This is a genomic window from Muricauda sp. MAR_2010_75 (genome assembly GCF_000745185.1).
GTDB lineage: Bacteria > Bacteroidota > Bacteroidia > Flavobacteriales > Flavobacteriaceae > Flagellimonas.
The window spans coordinates 3,604,444-3,623,760 of sequence record NZ_JQNJ01000001.1 but is presented as its reverse complement, the minus strand read 5'-3'; the positions used below and the strand labels follow the sequence as shown (position 1 = coordinate 3,623,760).

Sequence of the window (19,317 nt, the reverse complement as noted above, 5' to 3'; positions counted from 1 at the left end):
CAAAGCGTACAAAAAATAGGAGACATACCTTATGTTCTATTCTTGGTAAGCGATCTTTTGTATATTTGACTTTCAATTGTATTTTAGGTGGAACTGGTTGGTAATAAGGAGACTACAATTGCAGTATTGCCCTTTCAGATTAATGGGGTAGAAAATGCTATGAGCCCTATTATAAGAGGGTTTACCGAAGACTTGATTATTAATTTCTCGAAGTTTAATGGCCTTTCAGTAATTTCCCAATATTCTACAATGGGTATTTCTGATATTTCGGACACCGATTCCATTGAAAAGTTGGGAGCGGATTACCTCATAACGGGGAGTTTTAGGCCAATAGAAAAAGGGTATAGAATTGGGGTTCAGCTCATAAGAACCAAAGATAATAGAGTGGTTTTTGCCGGAAACCATGACGAGTCTTTGGAAACCGTACTCAATGCCCAGGATATCATTACGCAACAAATGGTGAGTGTTCTGCAACAACAGATAGAGCATGATCTTCTTTCCTACTCTTACAAAAAGGAATCTGTAGGACTCGCTGCCTACGAAAATTGGCTTCTAGGAATAAAGGAATTAAAAAAAGGGACCGTTGAGAGCGATTTGATTGCCCGCAACTATTTTGAAGCCGCCTTAAAAATAGATCCCTTGTTTGCCAGGGCTTACACCGGAATATCCCTTTCCTATTTCAATGAATGGAGCTGCCAATTGTGGGACCGTTGGGAAGTAAGCCAAAAAGGAGCTCACGATTACGCCCTCAAGGCCATTGAATTGGATGAAAACGATTACGTTTCATTGGCAGTTTTGGGAAGGACTTTTTTGTATTTGGGCGATTATGACAAGTCTGAACATCTTCTACGGAAGTCATTGCGGATGAATCCAAATGATGCTGACAACCTCATTCTTATTTCAAATTGTATGGTATGGTTGGGGTATTTAGAGGAAGCCGAAGAACTGTACATCAAGGCCCGTAATTTAAATCCGTTGTATCCCGAAGCCTACCTGCCCATCGGCATGCTAATCTATTTTGAAAAAGGAGATTACAAAAGAGCCACAGCATTAGGGGAAAAAGTAGCCAATATTTCTATTTGGACCGATTTCACTGCATTTTTGGCCGCGGCCTATTACCATCTCTCCCTTTATGAACAGATGAATCTGTACTGGAAGAAATATCTGGAACTTTTCAAAAAAAATATCAATGAAGGAAAAGAGGCCACCAATAAAGAGGCAGTAGAATGGCAAAAAGTGGTCAACCCCTATAAGGTAAAAAGTAATTTGGAACCGTTTTGGGAGTTTAAACTAGGAGATTCCCCAATGAAAACCACCTCCAGTGTTCCACGGGCAAGTGCTGTTTCAAAAGGAAGATTTATCCATAATGGGGACTTATGGCAACTCTCGTATTTGGATTTATCTGTTGCCATAAAAGATTGCAAAGGGCTGCATGACATTTCCAAATTACTGGAACAGCCCGAGTCACAATTGCATTGCACCGAACTTATGGGTGTGGTCCTTGAAACTGTAGGAACGTCCATAATTGATGACCAAGCTTTAAAAGAGTACAAAGAAAAAATCCGCTCCTTAAAAGCAGACATTTCCGATGCCGAGGAAATGGGACTATATCAAAAGGCCGATCAATTTAAAGAAGAGTATGAGGCCTTGGTAGAGCACCTGTCAAAAGTAACAGGGTTGTCCAATAAAATTCGGAAGACAGGCTCTTCCAATGAAAAAGCAAGGGCAGCAGTAACATGGCGAATCCGGAATGCCATCAAAAAAATTGAAAAAGTACATCCCCAACTGGCCAAGCACTTGGCCAATTCCATCAAAACAGGAACCTATTGTAGCTATGAGCCAGAGACACCACATGAGTGGACCGTTTAATACTACTTACAGCACCTTCCTTACAATGTAAGTCGAAAACTTTAGCCTATAAGGTTGAACAACAATCTAAACAATACAAAAATGCTAGAGATTATTCAAAATTTACCAAACCCATGGGCCGTACTTGTCGACCCTATTTCCCTAATTGTTTTGGGAATGTACGTGGTATTGATGATTTGGGAAGCCCTTTTTCCAGCTAGGGAACTGCCAAAAGTGAAGAACTGGAAGCTGAGAGGACTTGTGTCCTTCGGCGTGTTTTTTTATCTGTCCACCTACTTTCCATTAATTTGGGACACCTATTTAGTGGACTATCAAATTTTTGACCTAACCGCTTTGGGAGCTGGTTGGGGTGCCTTTGTTGCCCTAATGATTTACGAGTTTGGACTTTATGTTTGGCACTATGCCATGCATAAAAATGACACCCTTTGGAAAATATTCCACCAAATGCACCACAGTGCGGAACGTATGGACAGTTACGGTGCCTTTTATTTCAGCCCTATGGACATGATCGGATTTTCATTGTTGGGAAGCCTTTGTCTTGTTGTCATTGCTGGGTTTACACCGGAAGCCGCTACCCTCTTTATCCTGATCACCACATTTTTGGCCATATTTCAACATGCCAATATTAGAACGCCAAGGTGGATGGGGTATATTGTTCAGCGGCCTGAAGCCCACACCATACACCATGCCAAGGGAATTCACGCGTATAACTATTCAGATATCTCTCTTTTTGATATCATCTTTGGAACCTTCAACAACCCAAAGGGTTATGAACACGAAACCGGGTTTTACAATGGCGCATCAAAACGAATATGGGAAATGCTGACCTTTAAAGATGTGTCAAAAAACAATTCTTAATGAAGCTTGGAAAAAGCGTAAACTTTACAACCATATTGTTGCTGATGTTCAATATGTTGTTGACATCATGCGGTAAAAATGATGACGGTAGTGGCCCTTCCCCTATCCCAGAACCTGGTGATGGAGTGGTTTATCTTCCCGTTGTGGTCCATGTAGTCCACAATGGGGAAGGCCTTGGGGAAGGCCCAAACCTTTCAGAACAACAAATATTGAGGCAGATTGAAATCCTTAATGAAGATTATAGAAGAAAACTGGGGACCAGAGGATTTAATGACCACCCCGATGGTGGGGATGCCCAAATTGAATTTGTATTGGCAAAAAAGACCCCGGATGGAGAACAAACCAATGGGATAAATCGCATAGATGCATCGCAAGAGAATGTTCCTGATTTGGGGTACAACCAAAATCATTATGCGCAATATGCCTATTGGAATCCAGAAGCATACATTAATATTTGGACCACCCCATTGCCTGAGTCCAGCATGTGTTTGGCTTTGGGTAACGCAACTGGTCCAAAGACAGACTTGCCCGGTACGGAACATCTATCTATTCCCGGACCCAATGATGCCGACGGAATTATGATAAATTGGATACACTTTGGAGAATCCAACATTGACTGTCATGCGCGTTTTGGACGCACCCTTACCCATGAAATGGGGCATTTCTTGGGATTATTGCACACTTGGGGCAGTGGGGATTGCGAAACCAATGATTATTGCGATGATACCCCACCGGTGGATGAGCATGTGTATGGAAATGTTCCTTTTGTTGGCTGTGCCGGCGAAGAGGTCATGATCGGAAACTATATGAACTACTCACATGACGAAGTAATGAACATTTTTACCAATGATCAAATTCAACGGATGCATTACGTGCTCAAGCATCACCCAGGGAGAAACGCCCTGTTGACAAGCCCCGCACTTTAACTAAAACTAAATATCATGACTTGTGCAAATCCAAATCTGTGGTACGGCAAAAACTATACCCATCATTCACAATTAAGCGATTCAGAATTTGTAGAATCCTTTGAGAATGGTAGTCTAAATCCAAGGCTATTTAATCATGAGGCCCATTTACGATTGGCATGGATCTATATCCAAAATCATGGGGAACAAAGAGCTATTGAAAAATCGTGCTCAGGCATCAAACATTTTGATTTTATCCACGGCAAAGGGGATAAATTTCACACCACTATAACCGTAGCGGCCGTTAAAGTGGTTCATCATTTTATAAAGAAATCAGAATCTAGAAGCTTTGCCGATTTCATTGAGGAGTTTCCTAGATTAAAAGTTGCCTTTAAAGAATTGTTGGACCAACATTATGGGTTTAATATTTTTTCCAGTGACGGGGCCAAGACAGATTATATTGAACCAGATTTATTGCCTTTTGACTGAAATCACGTATTTGCCTTCGGATTTAGTTTCTTTGTAGTATGCAAAATCCCAAGGTAAGTATTTGTATTCCCTTTAAGGATACCGTACATTTTCTTCCTGAATGTCTGGACTCCATTTTGAATCAAACCTACAAGAATTGGGAAATCCTTGCTGTAAATGACCATTCCAGTGATTATGGTTTTGAGCTTTTGGGCTCGTATGCTGATAAGGACCATAGGATAAAAGTCTTCAACAATTCAGGCAAAGGAATCATTCCTGCACTGAGGACCGCATACAAACACAGCTCTGGGGATTTTATCACCCGAATGGATTCGGACGACATTATGAAACCTTATCGGTTGGAAACCATGGTGAAGTCACTTTTAAAATCAGGAAAAAGCCATGCGGCCGTGGGTCAGGTGAAGTATTTCTCAGACCGGGGTATCAGCAACGGTTACGAACGCTATGAAGCTTGGCTGAACAAGCTTACCTCTAAAGGGGCAAATTATAGTGAAATTTATAAGGAATGTGTTATTCCCTCGCCCTGTTGGATGGTGTACCGTGAGGACTTTGAAGCTTGTGGTGCCTTTAGACCCAATCGATATCCAGAGGATTACGACCTCACTTTCCGATTTTATGAAAAGGGATTGAAAATTATTCCATGCAATGAGGTCTTGCACCTTTGGCGCGATTACGACACCAGAACTTCCCGTACCCATGAACATTATGCGCAGAATTATTTTTTGGATATTAAACTCCACTATTTTCTAAAACTGGATTATGACAAAAATCGTCCTTTGGTGATTTGGGGCGCAGGTTCCAAAGGAAAAACCATTGCCCAAGGTCTTTTAGAACAACAAACCGATTTTACATGGTTGTGTGACAATCCCAAAAAAATTGGAAAGAATATTTATGAAAAAGAATTGGTTCATTTTGAGGCATTAAAGAATTTGGACAATCCACAAAGTATTGTTACCGTGGCCAATGAAGACGCCCAACAAGAAATTAAGGGCTTTTTATCAGGGCTTGGCCAACAGCCCATGCTCGATTATTTCTTCTTCTGCTAAAAACCTTTGACCCTTCCACCTTCCACCTTCCACCCTTCACCTTTCTGCCCATCAACCATATATCACATTTACAACTCCCTTAACAATGAAATTTATACACCTACACTATTTTAATCCCTATATTTGTTCAATCAAAGTTGGGAATGCAGTTTAAACATCCGGAAATTCTTTGGGCCCTCGCACTACTTGTCATTCCTGTTATCATTCACCTTTTTCAATTACGGCGGTATAAAAAGACCCCTTTCACCAATGTAGCCATGCTACAAAAGGTAGTGTCAGAATCCCGAAAAAGCAATAGCTTAAAAAAATGGTTGCTGCTCTTGACGCGCTTATGCTTGTTGGCTGCCATTATTGTTGCCTTTGCCCAACCTTTTTCATCCACTGAAACGGCACTGAAAGAAAAAGAGACCGTGGTCTATTTAGACAATTCCTTCAGCATGCAGGCCAAGATCAATGGACTTTCCCTCATGGAAAAAGCAGTTCAAGACCTTATCCGAAATATTGGGGACGAAACGGTTTTTAGTCTGTTCACTAATGAGAATACATACAACGGTGTAACTGTAAAGAACATTCAAAATGTGTTGTTGTCATTTCCGTATTCCCACAAGCAATTGAATCTTGAGGAAATCAAACTGAAGGCGGCCACCTTATTTTCAAAATCAAATGGCAGTGTCAAGAATTTAATTTTGATTTCCGATTTCCAACAACGGATTGCAGCAAACAATCCTGTAACAGATTCTCTAATATCCATGTATCTGGTTCCTATTCGGCCTAGGGAGACACAGAACGTGGCCATTGATTCCATTTATCTTGATGATGAATTGTCAGAACAACCTAAGCTTACGGCATTGCTTTCTGGAGGTTCAGAAGAGCAGAATTTACCCATTTCCTTGTTCAATAACGATACGCTTATTGCGAAATCCGCAGCTAAATTCAATGCCAATGGTACAGCTGAGGTGGTCTTTTCCATTCCGGGAAATACAAAAATCAACGGAAAACTCAGCCTTACAGAAAATGGATTGGGGTATGACAACCGATTCTATTTCAGTATCAATGAAAGGGAAAAAATAAAAATATTGGCCATCAGTGCTTCAGAAAATGATTATTTGGAAAGACTGTATCCTGAAAATGAGTTCTCATTCCAGAAATCCCAGTTGAACCAATTGGATTATAGTGCGCTGGATGAGCAAAATGTGGTGGTTCTTGACAACCTTCAATCCATACCCAATAGTTTGCAAAAAGTCCTTCTTACGTTTAAGGAAAATGGTGGGACGCTCATAGTGGTTCCCTCAAACGAAAGCGATATAACTTCCTATAATTCATTTTTATCCAGCTTTTCGGCCATTCAAATGACAGAAAAAGTGGCGAACAGTACCAAAGTAACCTCCATTTCTTTTGATCATCCGTTGTACACAAACGTATTTGAAAAAGAAGTCACCAATTTTCAATACCCTACCGTAAAAGAATATTTCAGGATACGATCAAGAATGTCCAAAATTCTTGCTCTGGAGAACAATGATGCTTTTCTATTGGGAAATGATGGCTTTTACGTGTTTACGGCCTCTTTGGAAACAAGCAACTCCAACTTTAAAAATTCCCCCCTGATTGTGCCCACATTTTATAATATGGCCACATCAAGCCTTCAGTTACCGGAAATTTACCATACACTTGGTGAAATCACTACAATAGATATTTCAACAAACTTGGGCAGCGATGATATTTTAAATGTATCGAGAGAAGATTACGACTTTATCCCATTGCAGCAAACCTTTCCAAATCGTGTGCGATTGACCTTTGATCAAAATCCCGCATTAGATGGAATTTACACTATCAATCAGCAGGGACGGGCTTTGCAGAACATCAGTTTTAACTATCCCAGAGCTGAAAGCAAACTCAACTATCTGGAGGTTGAAAGTCTGCCAAATGCCCGCACCCAAGATAGCATTGGGTCACTTTTTGAATACTTGGAAGCCGAAAGTAATATTACCGCATATTGGAAATGGTTTGTTATTTTAGCGTTGCTTTTGGCGTTGACCGAGGTACTCATCCAAAAATTCATTACATGAACATTCTGCTGAAGTCTGCAAAAATCGTGTGCCCAGAAAATAAGGAACTACACTTGAAAAAGCGGGACATCCTTATTAAAAAGGGGATTATTGAAAAGATTGCCGCCTCTATTGAAACGCCTGCAAGCATAAAAGTAGTCAATCTTGAAAACCTTCATGTTTCATTGGGTTGGTTTGATAGCGGTGTGAGCTTTGGAGAGCCCGGTCATGAAGAGCGTGAGACCATTGCCAACGGTCTGAACGTAGCCGGCAAAAGCGGATTTACGGATATTGTGCTCTATCCCAACACCTATCCCGTACCCGACACCAGTTCTGACGTGGTATTTTTAAAGGAACGCAGCCTTGGGAAACCAACCAATTTACATCCGCTCGGAACCTTGACCAAAAACGCAGAGGGTGTTGACCTTGCTGAGTTGTACGATATGAAAAATGCCGGAGCGGTGGCCTTTTACGATTTTAAACAACAGATCACCAATCCCAACCTTCTAAAAATCGCCTTATTGTATGCCCAAAATTTTGAGGGACTGGTTTTTTCCCATCCCCAAGATGTCCACATAAAAGGAAAGGGTATTGTGCACGAAGGAGAAGTCTCAACCCGATTGGGATTGAAAGGAATACCTGCCTTGGCCGAAGAACTCCAGATTGCCAGGGATTTATTTATCTTAGAATACACCGGTGGCAAATTGCATATTCCCACCATTTCAACCGCAGAATCCGTAAAACTGATTGCCAATGCCAAGAAAAAAGGCTTGGATGTAAGTTGCAGCGTGGCTATCCATAATTTGGTGTTTACCGATGATTCGTTGGAAGATTTTGGTACAAATTTCAAAGTGTCTCCTCCCCTACGAACCAAACAAGATGTCAAATCGTTGCTAAAAGGTTTAAAAGACGGTACCATAGATTTTGTGACCAGTGATCACATTCCTATTGATGTGGAAGGAAAACGTGTGGAATTTGACAACGCCATTGATGGCACCCTTGGTCTGGAAACCGCATTTGGAAGCCTTAACAATATCTTTGGCCTAGAAGAAACCATATCACTTTTGACCAAAGGCAGGGAACGTTTTAATCTTGATGCCCCTATTTTAAAGGAAGGCGAGAAGGCTTGCCTAACCCTGTTTCATCCAGATAAAGAAAGTACCTTTGCCTTGGAAAACATTTTGTCCACTTCCAAAAACAGTATGTTTGTGGGAGCAAAGCTTAAGGGCAAAGTTTACGGTGTGATCAATAACGATAAAACTTCAATTTAATATTGTGAGCAAACCTAATCCGGGAAGAACAACGGCCATTGTGGCCTACATCACCATCGTAGGGTGTTTAATTGCCATTACCATGAATATGGAACCCAAAAATGCCTTTGCCCGGTTTCATATTCGGCAGGCTTTTGGAATTCATTTACTGTTCCATGCTTTGGCCGTGGCGCTAACATTTTCTGGAATTGTTTATCTATCCATCCCCCTATACCTTTTTTATTTGGTACTATGGGGCTACGGATTCATCCAAGCTCTGAATGAAAAAAACAAGCCCCTGCCTGTTCTGGGCACCTATTTTCAAAAATGGTTTACCTTTATTTCATAAAATTCTAAAATGTCCCCAACCTCATTGTCTTTGGAGTACCTAATACGTCCCTCATCATTAAAATCAGGAAAGAAACCCGGTCTATTCATGTTCCATGGTTATGGAAGCAATGAAGAGGACCTTTTTTCCTTTGCATCGGAACTTCCGGAGGAATTGGAGGTGATTTCGGTTAGGGCTCCTTATGATTTGGACCCTTTTGGCCATGCTTGGTATGCCATTAATTTTGATGCGGAATACGGTAAATGGAGTGATGATGAGCAAGCCAAAACATCTAGGGATAAAATTGTGGCCTTTATGGACGAGTCTATTGCGGCTTTTGATTTGGATGAAGAAAATATTACCCTTCTGGGCTTTAGCCAAGGCACCATTTTGAGTTATGCCGTTGCCCTTTCCTTTCCAGAGAAGGTGAAAAATGTAGTAGCGTTGAGCGGTTACATCAACAAAAGTATTTTGCGCGAAGATTATGCTGAAAAAGACCATAGCAACCTCCATATTTATGCTTCCCACGGTCAGGTGGACCAAGTAATTCCAGTAGAATGGGCCCAGAAAACCCCAGATTTCTTAAAAAAGTTGAATATTGACTTCATCTATGAGGAATTCCCTATTGGACATGGCGTTTCACAACAAAACTTTTACTCCTTCCGAAAATGGTTGGTGGAACATCTTTGATTTAAGTAATAACAGCTCGGTAGGTAGTGGATCAGTAGGCAGTGGGCATTACCCAAGGAATCCAACAATCAAATAATCAAGAGTCAAGTTCAAGAGTCAAGAGTCAAGAGTCAAGAGCAAACCCTTCTGGTTGATTTTTGGATTCGTATCAGGTAGGCAGTGGGCAGTCAAAAAAGCTCAAGTCCAAGTATCAAGTTCATGCTTCTGACTTCAAGTAGTCCAAGGTCCATCAGCCAAAAGGGGCTCACATCAACCCAAAAACAGCATTCGTCAAATAGTCCCAAAAAGTCAGCAGGAGTTTTGGGAAATTGTGGTTTCAACCCTTTAAATTTTAAAAGATGGAACGAAAAAAATTGCTATTCCTGACCCTTTTCGCCTTGTACCTTGTAATTTCCTGTAGCAAGGACGATGGGCCAAGTCCTTCGGCGAACACCGCCCCCGATATCAAGGCGCAGACCTTCCCTGCTGCCGAGAACCTAACTGATACTGCTACCATTGGAACGGTGACCGCTACCGATGCGGACAAGAATGACAAGCTCACTTTTAGTATCGCCGCAAATAGCAGCAACTTGTTTGAGATCACCACAGATGGTAAACTGAGCCTGGCCGCGGGCAAATCCCTGGATTTTGAGACCACTGATGAACACACTATTACCGTGGAGGTAACCGACAATGTCAACAATCCTGTCTTTGCAGAAATTACCATCACCGTTACCAATGTGATCGAGTCCTTGGCCGAGGATCCCGATTCCTTTATCACAACATGGGTTACCACAGCCAACAATGAAACCGTTAAAATTGGGGTTAATCCAAACCTTACCTACGATTATACCATAGACTGGGGAGATGGCACGGTTGAGAACCTTACCATCAATAGCTTCGCTGCCCAGCACCAATATGCCCAGCCAGGGGCCCATACCGTGGCCATAAAGGGCACTTTCCCAGCAATTTTAATGGATAAATATGAGCTTGTCACTCAAGCTGATGCACTTAAATTGGCAAGCATAGAACAATGGGGCACCAACCCGTGGACCAGCATGAAAAATGCCTTCATCGATTGTAAGAACATGGTGTACAACGCCACAGATGCGCCCAATCTCTCCCAAGTGACCAATATGAGTGGTATGTTTAGTTCTGCTGTTGCCTTTAACGGCGACCTCAGCGGCTGGGATGTGAGCAATGTTTCCGATATGGGTGGCATGTTTGCTGGCGCCGTTACCTTTGAAGGGACCGGGCTCAGTGATTGGAACACAAGCAATGTCAACAACATGAGTGGAATGTTTGCTTATGCCGAAACCTTTAACGGGGATCTCAGTGGCTGGGATGTGAGTAGTGTAACCGGTATGATTGGTATGTTCCGGTTTGCAAATGTCTTCAACAGAGATCTAAGTGATTGGAACACCGGCAATGTCACCGACATGAGTGAAATGTTCGCCAATGCTGTTGCTTTTAATAGTGACCTTGGCGCATGGGACATCAGCAATGTCGACAATATGGAAGATATGTTGAGTTTTTCAGGGTTAAGCTCCGAGAACTATAGCAGTACGTTGAAGAGCTGGGCCAGCCCCAATGCTCCACAAGGTATAACTTTAGATGCAACCGGGCTTCAATATTGTGATGACATAGCTACCGGTCTATCGCTTACCTATCTTACCAATGACAAAGGCTGGACCATAACTGATGGTGGTCCTGTCGATTGCAATTGATTAAAAAATACTTGTTTATCTTTAAAGAGCATCGGGAGATTTTGTTTCCCGGTGTTCTTTTAGTTCTTCTTTTTTGAGGGATGAACAATGATCAAATTCCAAGGGTCCAATAGCCAAATAACAAATCCATTAAGTTTCTTTAGAATTCGTGAAGTTGGTGTCATTTCGATATGGGATGCAAAGCTTATAAAATCGAAAGCTGTTAGTTGCTCCGAGTGTAGAGCAAGTGGTCCATTGGCGTAAAGCTAACGCTCAGGTCATCTTTTAATTCATACTGCAACAACAATTCACCCCAATATTTTCCATCCGAAAAATCAACAATGATCCATTTGTGGTTCAATACTTTGATTTTATTGATTTTGAAATCACTCTCCATACCTTCATAAGGAATCAACGGGTTGTCCCCTGATTGTTCATTGGTTTCCAATAGCTTGTCTTCAATGTAACGTGTAGGGTTATCCAAGTTGAGATGATCATAGTAGACCAAGGCATCATCGTTGTTTTCAAGCGAAAAATATTGCATATCCAATATCTTTAGCTGACTTTTCTGCAATGAATCTTGAAGCTGTTGAACTTCGGTTTCCAAGTTCTCAAGATCAGAAGTCATGGATTTTTGCATGTTATTGGTGCTCACAAATTGATAAAGAACCACTAAAGCTGCGAATACAAATAGATAAAGGAAAATTTTGCTCTTCATTGTTTAAATCTTCAATTGTAGGTTATCGTATGCCAAATGTATGTTTTTGGGCAATTCTTTTTCTACTTCTTCATGAAATCCCATAATATGACTGATGTGCGTAAAATACGTTTTATCTGCACCAGCTTCCCGCGCAAACTCAATGGCTTCCTCTAAATTAAAATGAGAATGATGGGGCTCTTTTCTGAGCGCATTGACCACCAGCACTTTGGCCCCTTTTATTTTTTTGAGTTGATCTTCATCCACCCGCTTCACATCGGTCAGGTACACAAATTCTCCAAACCGATAGCCAAATACCTGCAAGCGGTTATGATAGGCTTCAATGGGAATGATCTCTAGGTCCCCCAATTCAAATGGTACATTCTTTTTAACCGGGACAACCTGTACCGCCGGTGCTCCGGGATATCTGTTTTCATCGGCAAAAATATAATCAAATCGTCTTTTTAGGGAGGCAATTACGCGTTCGTGGGCATAGATGGGAATATCGCCCTGGCGAAAGAAAAAGGGTCTGATGTCATCAATACCGGCAGTATGATCGGCATGCTCATGAGTGAATAAAATCCCATCCAGTTTTTCAATGGGATTGCTGAGCATCTGTTGCCTAAAATCGGGGCCACAGTCAATCACATAATTATAATCGCCCCATGAAATTAAAACGGAGACCCGCAATCTTTTATCCTTGGGATCCTTGCTCAAACAAACTGGATGATCACTTCCGATAACAGGTATTCCCTGGGAGGTTCCAGTGCCCAAAAAGGTAATGGTCATCTTGTCATCCATTAAATTCAAAATTATAACTTATTTATTTAATAGATTGAATGAAGAGTGTAACTTTGTTCATCATATAAAATATCGGATATGCCTACCGTACCAAGCAAAGAAAATGCTTTTGAAAACATCCCTTCCATAAAGGCAAAGACCCTTAGAATAAACTTGAATCCAAATATTTACGGAACATTTGCCGAAATTGGGGCCGGACAGGAAACAGCGAGACATTTTTTTAGGGCAGGTGGCGCTTCGGGCACCATTGCAAAGGCAATGAGCGCCTATGATAAGTCGTTCAGTGATGCCATTTACGGTATTGAGGAAGATGGGCGGTACGTGACCCAGTCGCGTTTGAAGAAAATGCTGGACCATGAAATGAGGTTGGTGGAGGAACGGATCAGCCGTGAGAGCAACCCCAATTACTTGTTCTTTACGTATGCCAACACTGTTGCCACCATTGATTTTTCCAAACGATATAAGGGTCATGGATGGGTTGGAATCCGATTTCAATTAGATCCAAACCAAAAGGAATACGATGAAATTGTCCTGCATATCCGTTTTAAGCAAAATGAGGCCCGCTTACAACAGGAAACGTTGGGCATTTTGGGAGTCAATCTTATGTATGGGGCATTTTTTAAGTTTCATAAACCCAAAAAACTGCTGAAGTATCTATACGATCATATAGATAAGGACACCTTGGAAATTGATATGGTCAATTTTGTTGGACCCAACTTTAAGGAGGTGGACAATAGATTGATGAGCTTGCAGTTGATCAAGAATAATATGACCGATGCGGTCATGTTTGGCCCCGATGGGAACAATCTTTTACCTGCTGCGGTCCTTTACAAGAAAAATATCTTGGCACTAAGGGGAAGTTTTAGGCCTGTGACCAAGGTGAACATGGATATGTTCAAGAAATCGTACGACATCTTTGTACGGGAACAGACCGTGGAATATGAAAATACCATCGTGGTCTTTGAGATAACCCTCTCCAATCTTAAGGCTTCTGGGGAAATTGATGAACAGGATTTTATGGACCGCGCGGAGCTGCTATGTTCATTGGGACACACGGTGTTGATTTCCAAATTCCAAGAGTATTACAAGTTGGTGGAATATTTTAACAATTATACCAAGTCAAAAATTGGATTGACCATGGGCGTAAACAACCTAGTGGATATTTTTGATGAGAAATATTACCGTGATCTAAGTGGTGGTATCCTTGAGGCTTTTGGAAAATTGTTCTTTAAGGATCTAAAGGTATACCTCTACCCTATGAAGGATCCAGAGACCGGCCAAATTATGACCAGCAATAATGTAAAAGTGCATCCAAGGATGAAAGAATTATACAAATTCTTTAAGTATAATGGAAAAGTAATGGACATTATTGATTATGATCCTGATATTATGCACATTTTCTCCAGGGATGTACTGAAAAAAATCATCAATGGCGAGGATGGATGGGAAGAAGAATTGCCAGAAGGTATTGCCGAAATAATCAAGGAAAAGCATCTCTTTACCCGTAAAGTACTCCCAGAGAAGGAAGAGGCATAAATATCACATCGAGCGGAGTCGAGATGTCTTTTTTTGTTCTCGACTCCGCTCGATGCAACAATACTTGCTATTCTAAAATCTGAGCGGCGTGGTCCTTGGTCTTTACCTTATCAATGACCCGTTCCACAATACCATCACCACTGATTACAAAAGTGGTACGATGGATTCCGTCAAATTTTCTTCCCATAAACTGTTTTGGTCCCCAAACACCAAAAATCTCAAGGACGGTATGGTCTTCATCTGCCAATAAAGGGAATGGGAAATCATATTTTTTCTTGAAGTTTGCCTGCTTACGCTCAGAATCAGCACTTACTCCTAAAATCTCATATCCAGCATCCTGCAAGGCTTTGTAATTGTCTCTTAGATTGCAGGCTTCCAGAGTACATCCGGGTGTATTGGCTCTTGGGTAAAAGAAAACCACAAGTTTTTTTCCTTTATAGTCACTCAGATTAATTGTGTTTCCATCTTGGTCTTTTGCGGAAAATTCAGGTACTTTATCCCCTACTTTTAACATATCCATATGCGTACGGTCTCTATTTTATTGTTTAATTATTTTTATTCAAAATTAAACAAAAATGACTAAACAAGAAAAAGTTGATTTTGTTATTAAAACTTTGGATAAAATTTACCCGTCCATTCCCATTCCCTTAGACCACAAAGACCCTTATACACTCCTGATTGCTGTCTTGTTATCTGCCCAAAGTACAGATGTACGGGTGAATCAAATTACGCCATTGCTATTTGAAAAAGCGGACAATCCGTATGATATGGTAAAGCTTTCTGTGGATGAGATACGGGAAATCATCAAGCCTGTTGGGCTTTCACCTATGAAATCAAAAGGAATTCATGGTCTTTCCCAAATTTTGATAGAAAAATACAATGGTAAGGTTCCAAGGAGCATTGAATTATTGGAGGAATTGCCAAGTGTAGGCCACAAAACAGCCAGTGTAGTGGTTTCGCAAGCTTTTGGCATACCTGCATTCCCTGTTGATACGCATATTCATAGATTGATGTACCGTTGGGGATTCAGTAATGGGAAAAATGTGGTGCAAACGGAGCGGGATGCCAAGCGTTTGTTCCCCAAGGAAATCTGGAACCGACTTCATTTGCAAATCATCTGGTATGGAAGAGAATATTGCCAAGCAAGGGGCTGGGACTTGGAAAAGGATGTGATTACAAAGACCATCGGGCGAAAATCCGTCATCAACGAATATTATAAAAACAAAAAGAGCCGCTAATTGCGGCTCTTTTTGCATCTGTTTTTCAGCAACTTAGTTCAAAGTTACTTCAAATGGATGCTTTTTGTAGTTAACTACATGAATCGATTTAGAATAGCTAAGTAAGAAATTAATAGTTTCTTGGCTTGCTTTTACCGATTTAACGGTTTTTTGTTCTTCAGAGTAAATATTTTCCATATTCTAGCATTAATGTTTCAAATAGATAACGCCGCTAGAATTGAAATATTGTAGGGTTCGACAGAATGCCGATTAATTCGTTAAAACGATGTTCTTACGATCAACGATTTTTCTGAGATTAATCAGTGCATAGCGCATTCTTCCCAAAGCTGTGTTGATACTTACCCCAGTATTTTCAGAGATTTCCTTGAAGCTCATGTCCTTATAGATACGCATGATCAAGACTTCTCTCTGATCTTCGGGCAATTCATCAATCAACATGGTAAGATCGTTGTCAATCTGGTCTTTGATGATTTGTTTTTCAGCATTTAGCTTCTCGTCCTTGATTACGGAGAAAATGTTGAAGTCATCGCTGCCTTCAAACTTTGGCATTCTTTTATTTTTCCGAAAGTGGTCTATAATAAGGTTGTGGGCAATGCGCATTACCCATGGCAAAAACTTGCCTTCCTCACTATATGAACCTTTCTTCAAGGTTTTAATGACCTTGATAAAAGTGTCTTGGAAGATGTCCTCTGCAACATCCCTGTCAAGTACTTTGGAATAAATAAAACTGGAAATTCGTTGGTTGTGCCTGTTGATGAGCGCCTCTAGCGCTTTTTCATCACCAGCAATGTAGTTTTTAACTAGAATCGAGTCATTAATCTGTAGTTCCATACAAATTACTTTTTTTTGGTTAATATCACGGTCTTCCCTTTCCAAGAAAGACTTTAGGTATTTAGTTGAAATTTTAAAAAAGTAATTATTTCTGTATAGGCCTATCAGTATTTTAATTACAACTCAAATATAGAAAATTAGGTAGGCGACCTAAAAACTATGTTGTGATTTGCGCTTTTTTATATGTTAACTGATGCAATATACGTATTAAGTGTCCTGTATCGTATCTTTGAGGCCCTAATTTTAACAAATGTCAGCGATTACCAACATAGATCCCAAGCAGAATATCATCATAAAAGGTGCCAAACTCCATAACCTTAAAAATATAGATGTTGTTATTCCACGTAATAAATTGGTGGTGATTACCGGATTGTCCGGTTCTGGTAAATCAAGCTTGGCTTTTGACACACTTTATGCCGAAGGTCAACGTCGCTATGTGGAAAGTCTTTCTTCCTATGCCCGGCAGTTTTTGGGAAAATTGGACAAACCTAAAGTGGATTATATAAAAGGTATAGCCCCGGCCATTGCCATTGAACAAAAAGTGAATTCTACCAATCCGCGTTCCACGGTGGGAACCACCACGGAAATCTACGACTACCTAAAGTTGTTGTATGCCCGTATTGGGAAGACCATCTCCCCTATTTCGGGCAAGGAGGTAAAAAAACATACCGTAACCGATGTCATTAATTATATAAAGCCACTTGCTGAAGGAACAAAGCTCCTATTGTTGGCTCCTATTATTATTAAGGAAGACCGCGACTCCATAAAATCGTTGCAGCTATTTTCCAAGCAAGGCTATGCCCGTATTAAATATAATGGTGAAGTCCTTAGAATAGATCAAGCTCCTGAGGATATTGGAAGGGAATTTGATTTGGTCGTGGACCGGGTAATTGTGAAGGATGATGAGGATTTCTACAACCGATTGGCCAATGCGGTGGACAATGCCTTTTTTGAAGGCAAGGGTCAATGCGCTATAGAAAACTTGCAAAGTGGAGAAGTTAAGGTGTTCAGCAATCAGTTTGAATTGGATGGGATGAAATTCTTGGAACCCAATGTACACCTTTTCAGTTTTAATAATCCCTACGGCGCTTGTCCCAAATGTGAGGGCTATGGTGATGTGATAGGCATTGATGAAGATTTGGTGATTCCCAATACCGCCCTATCCGTTTATGAAAATGCAGTTTTTCCTTGGCGAGGTGAAAGCATGGGATGGTATCGGGACCAATTGGTGAACTCCGCCTATAAATTTGATTTTCCCATCCATAAACCTTGGTTTGAACTCTCTGAAGAACAAAAGCAGTTGGTTTGGGACGGGAATGAGCATTTTATTGGTATCCATAAATTCTTTGAACAACTCGAAGAAAAGAGTTATAAAATCCAGAATCGGGTGATGCTTTCTCGGTATCGAGGAAAAACCAAGTGTACGGTTTGCAAAGGAAAGCGACTTCGAAAAGAAGCCAATTATGTAAAGGTAGGTGGTAAATCTATTTCAGATTTAATAGAACTTCCCATAAAAAGAGTAGTTCCTTTTTTTGAGGAGCTCCAACTATCCGAGCACGACACCGCCATCGCCAAACGATTGATCACCGAAATCACCACCCGTTTGGACTTTTTGGATAAAGTAGGATTAAGTTATCTCACCCTGAATCGTAAATCCAATACCCTATCCGGTGGGGAAAGCCAGCGCATTAATCTGGCCACATCGCTGGGAAGTAGTTTGGTGGGTTCCATGTACATTCTGGATGAACCCAGCATCGGCCTTCACCCCAAAGACACCGAAAACCTCATTGAAGTCCTTAAATCTCTAAGGGATTTGGGCAATACCGTTATCGTAGTGGAACATGACGAAGATATCATGAAAGCTGCCGACGAGGTCATCGATATTGGCCCTGAAGCAGGGACATTAGGTGGTGAAGTAGTGGCAACAGGAAGTTTGGAAGCCGTTTTAAAATCCAATTCCCTCACCGCTGATTATCTAACGGGGAGAAAAGAAATCCAAGTTCCTGCCGAACGAAGAAATTCCAAACATTATATTCAGATTAAGGGAGCACGGGAAAACAACCTTAAAAATATTGATGTAACCTTTCCCTTGAACATGTTAACGGTGGTCACAGGGGTTTCCGGAAGTGGAAAAAGTACCTTGGTCAAAAAAATTCTGTATCCTACCATATTAAAGGAAGTGGGTGGTTATGGTGAAAAGGCAGGACAGTTTAGTGCTGCTGAAGGTAAATATGCCCACATAAAGCATGTGGAGTTTGTGGACCAGAATCCCATTGGGCGTTCCTCCCGATCAAATCCGGTGACGTATATTAAAGCTTACGATGACATCCGAAGTCTGTTTGCTTCGCAAAAGTTGAGCAAATTGAGAGGCTATCAGGCCAAACACTTTTCCTTTAATGTGGATGGTGGCCGTTGTGAAAAATGCAAGGGTGAAGGTGAGATTACCGTGGAAATGCAATTTATGGCTGATGTGCATTTGGAATGTGATGTTTGTGGGGGCAAACGCTTCAAAAAAGATATATTGGAAGTGCAGTTTGAAGGCAAAAACATCGATGATATCCTAAACATGACCATCGATGACGCCATTGCACACTTTAAGAATCACAAACAGGACAAAATTGTAAGCAAACTACAGCCTCTGCAAGATGTAGGTTTGGGGTATGTTACCTTAGGGCAGTCCTCCTCTACCCTTTCGGGCGGTGAGGCGCAGCGTATTAAACTCGCTTCTTTTTTGGTAAAAGGGAATACCAAGGAAAAAGCTTTGTTCATCTTTGATGAACCCACCACAGGACTCCATTTTCACGATATTAAAAAATTGCTCAAATCCTTTGATGAATTGATAGGTAAAGGGCATTCCATCATTGTCATTGAACACAATATAGAACTCATTAAATGTGCGGATTATATCATTGACCTTGGTCCTGAGGGTGGTGAAAATGGTGGGTATTTGGTGGTTGAGGGCACTCCGGAGGAGGTTGCTCAAGTCTCTGAATCCCACACTGCTAAATATCTGAAATATAAGATTTGATCAACTAAACAAGTTTTTTCG

17 protein-coding genes are annotated in these 19,317 nt (G+C 41.0%); 13 read left to right on the top strand and 4 right to left on the bottom strand.

The features are described 5' to 3' along the window. Window positions 1–87 precede the first annotated feature (87 nt). From FG28_RS16225 to FG28_RS16180, 10 genes are all read left to right on the top strand, one after another. Window positions 88–1,869, top strand: coding sequence for a tetratricopeptide repeat protein (locus tag FG28_RS16225; RefSeq protein ID WP_036384608.1), 1,782 nt, complete (start codon window positions 88–90; stop codon window positions 1,867–1,869). Window positions 1,870–1,950: 81 nt separating this feature from the next. After that, window positions 1,951–2,727, top strand: coding sequence for a sterol desaturase family protein (locus FG28_RS16220; RefSeq protein WP_036386761.1), 777 nt, complete (start codon window positions 1,951–1,953; stop codon window positions 2,725–2,727). Beyond that, complete coding sequence (locus FG28_RS16215) at window positions 2,727–3,653, top strand: M43 family zinc metalloprotease (protein WP_051947420.1); 927 nt, start codon at window positions 2,727–2,729, stop codon at window positions 3,651–3,653. The genes FG28_RS16220 and FG28_RS16215 overlap by 1 nt, the downstream gene beginning before the upstream one ends. A gap of 15 nt (window positions 3,654–3,668) precedes the next feature. Next, window positions 3,669–4,121, top strand: a complete 453-nt coding sequence (locus FG28_RS16210; protein ID WP_051947418.1) for a hypothetical protein — start codon at window positions 3,669–3,671, stop codon at window positions 4,119–4,121. Between the two features lie 38 nt (window positions 4,122–4,159). Continuing rightward, window positions 4,160–5,167, top strand: a complete 1,008-nt coding sequence (locus FG28_RS16205) for a glycosyltransferase family 2 protein (protein WP_036384606.1) — start codon at window positions 4,160–4,162, stop codon at window positions 5,165–5,167. Window positions 5,168–5,310: 143 nt separating this feature from the next. Beyond that, window positions 5,311–7,233 (top strand): BatA domain-containing protein, encoded by a 1,923-nt coding sequence (locus FG28_RS16200; RefSeq protein WP_036384604.1) that lies wholly within the window; start codon window positions 5,311–5,313, stop codon window positions 7,231–7,233. After that, the gene (locus FG28_RS16195; RefSeq protein WP_036384602.1) at window positions 7,230–8,483 is read left to right on the top strand and encodes a dihydroorotase family protein; all 1,254 of its coding nucleotides are present in this window, start codon (window positions 7,230–7,232) and stop codon (window positions 8,481–8,483) included. Before FG28_RS16200 ends, FG28_RS16195 begins: the two co-directional genes overlap by 4 nt. A gap of 4 nt (window positions 8,484–8,487) precedes the next feature. After that, window positions 8,488–8,811 carry a membrane protein gene (locus FG28_RS16190; RefSeq protein WP_036384600.1) on the top strand — a complete coding sequence of 108 codons (324 nt, stop codon included), beginning with the start codon at window positions 8,488–8,490 and terminating at the stop codon, window positions 8,809–8,811. Window positions 8,812–8,820: 9 nt separating this feature from the next. After that, window positions 8,821–9,480: an alpha/beta hydrolase gene (locus FG28_RS16185; protein ID WP_036384598.1), complete on the top strand. Its 660-nt coding sequence runs from the start codon at window positions 8,821–8,823 to the stop codon at window positions 9,478–9,480. Between the two features lie 338 nt (window positions 9,481–9,818). After that, on the top strand, window positions 9,819–11,186 hold the full coding sequence (locus tag FG28_RS16180; protein WP_036384595.1) for a BspA family leucine-rich repeat surface protein: 1,368 nt from the start codon (window positions 9,819–9,821) through the stop codon (window positions 11,184–11,186). Between the two features lie 202 nt (window positions 11,187–11,388). On the opposite strand, the gene FG28_RS16175 is transcribed toward FG28_RS16180, so the two are convergent. Next, a complete protein-coding gene (locus tag FG28_RS16175; protein ID WP_036384593.1) occupies window positions 11,389–11,883 on the bottom strand; it encodes a hypothetical protein in 495 nt (164 codons plus the stop codon). A gap of 3 nt (window positions 11,884–11,886) precedes the next feature. Beyond that, complete coding sequence (locus tag FG28_RS16170) at window positions 11,887–12,651, bottom strand: MBL fold metallo-hydrolase (protein ID WP_036386756.1); 765 nt, start codon at window positions 12,649–12,651, stop codon at window positions 11,887–11,889. 90 nt (window positions 12,652–12,741) lie between these two features. Between FG28_RS16170 and FG28_RS16165 the strand changes: the two genes are divergently transcribed. Continuing rightward, a complete protein-coding gene (locus tag FG28_RS16165) occupies window positions 12,742–14,199 on the top strand; it encodes a nicotinate-nucleotide adenylyltransferase (protein ID WP_036384591.1) in 1,458 nt (485 codons plus the stop codon). A gap of 67 nt (window positions 14,200–14,266) precedes the next feature. Here FG28_RS16165 and bcp read toward each other — a convergent pair whose 3' ends face one another. Then, complete coding sequence (gene bcp, locus FG28_RS16160) at window positions 14,267–14,719, bottom strand: thioredoxin-dependent thiol peroxidase (RefSeq protein ID WP_036384589.1); 453 nt, start codon at window positions 14,717–14,719, stop codon at window positions 14,267–14,269. A gap of 55 nt (window positions 14,720–14,774) precedes the next feature. Between bcp and nth the strand changes: the two genes are divergently transcribed. Beyond that, entirely contained in the window at window positions 14,775–15,437 is a 663-nt protein-coding gene (gene nth / locus FG28_RS16155; RefSeq protein ID WP_036384588.1) for an endonuclease III, read from the top strand. 249 nt (window positions 15,438–15,686) lie between these two features. Here nth and FG28_RS16150 read toward each other — a convergent pair whose 3' ends face one another. Continuing rightward, window positions 15,687–16,268, bottom strand: a complete 582-nt coding sequence (locus FG28_RS16150; RefSeq protein ID WP_036386755.1) for an RNA polymerase sigma factor — start codon at window positions 16,266–16,268, stop codon at window positions 15,687–15,689. A gap of 250 nt (window positions 16,269–16,518) precedes the next feature. Between FG28_RS16150 and uvrA the strand changes: the two genes are divergently transcribed. Next, window positions 16,519–19,296, top strand: coding sequence for an excinuclease ABC subunit UvrA (uvrA, locus tag FG28_RS16145; protein WP_036384586.1), 2,778 nt, complete (start codon window positions 16,519–16,521; stop codon window positions 19,294–19,296). Window positions 19,297–19,317: the final 21 nt, after the last annotated feature.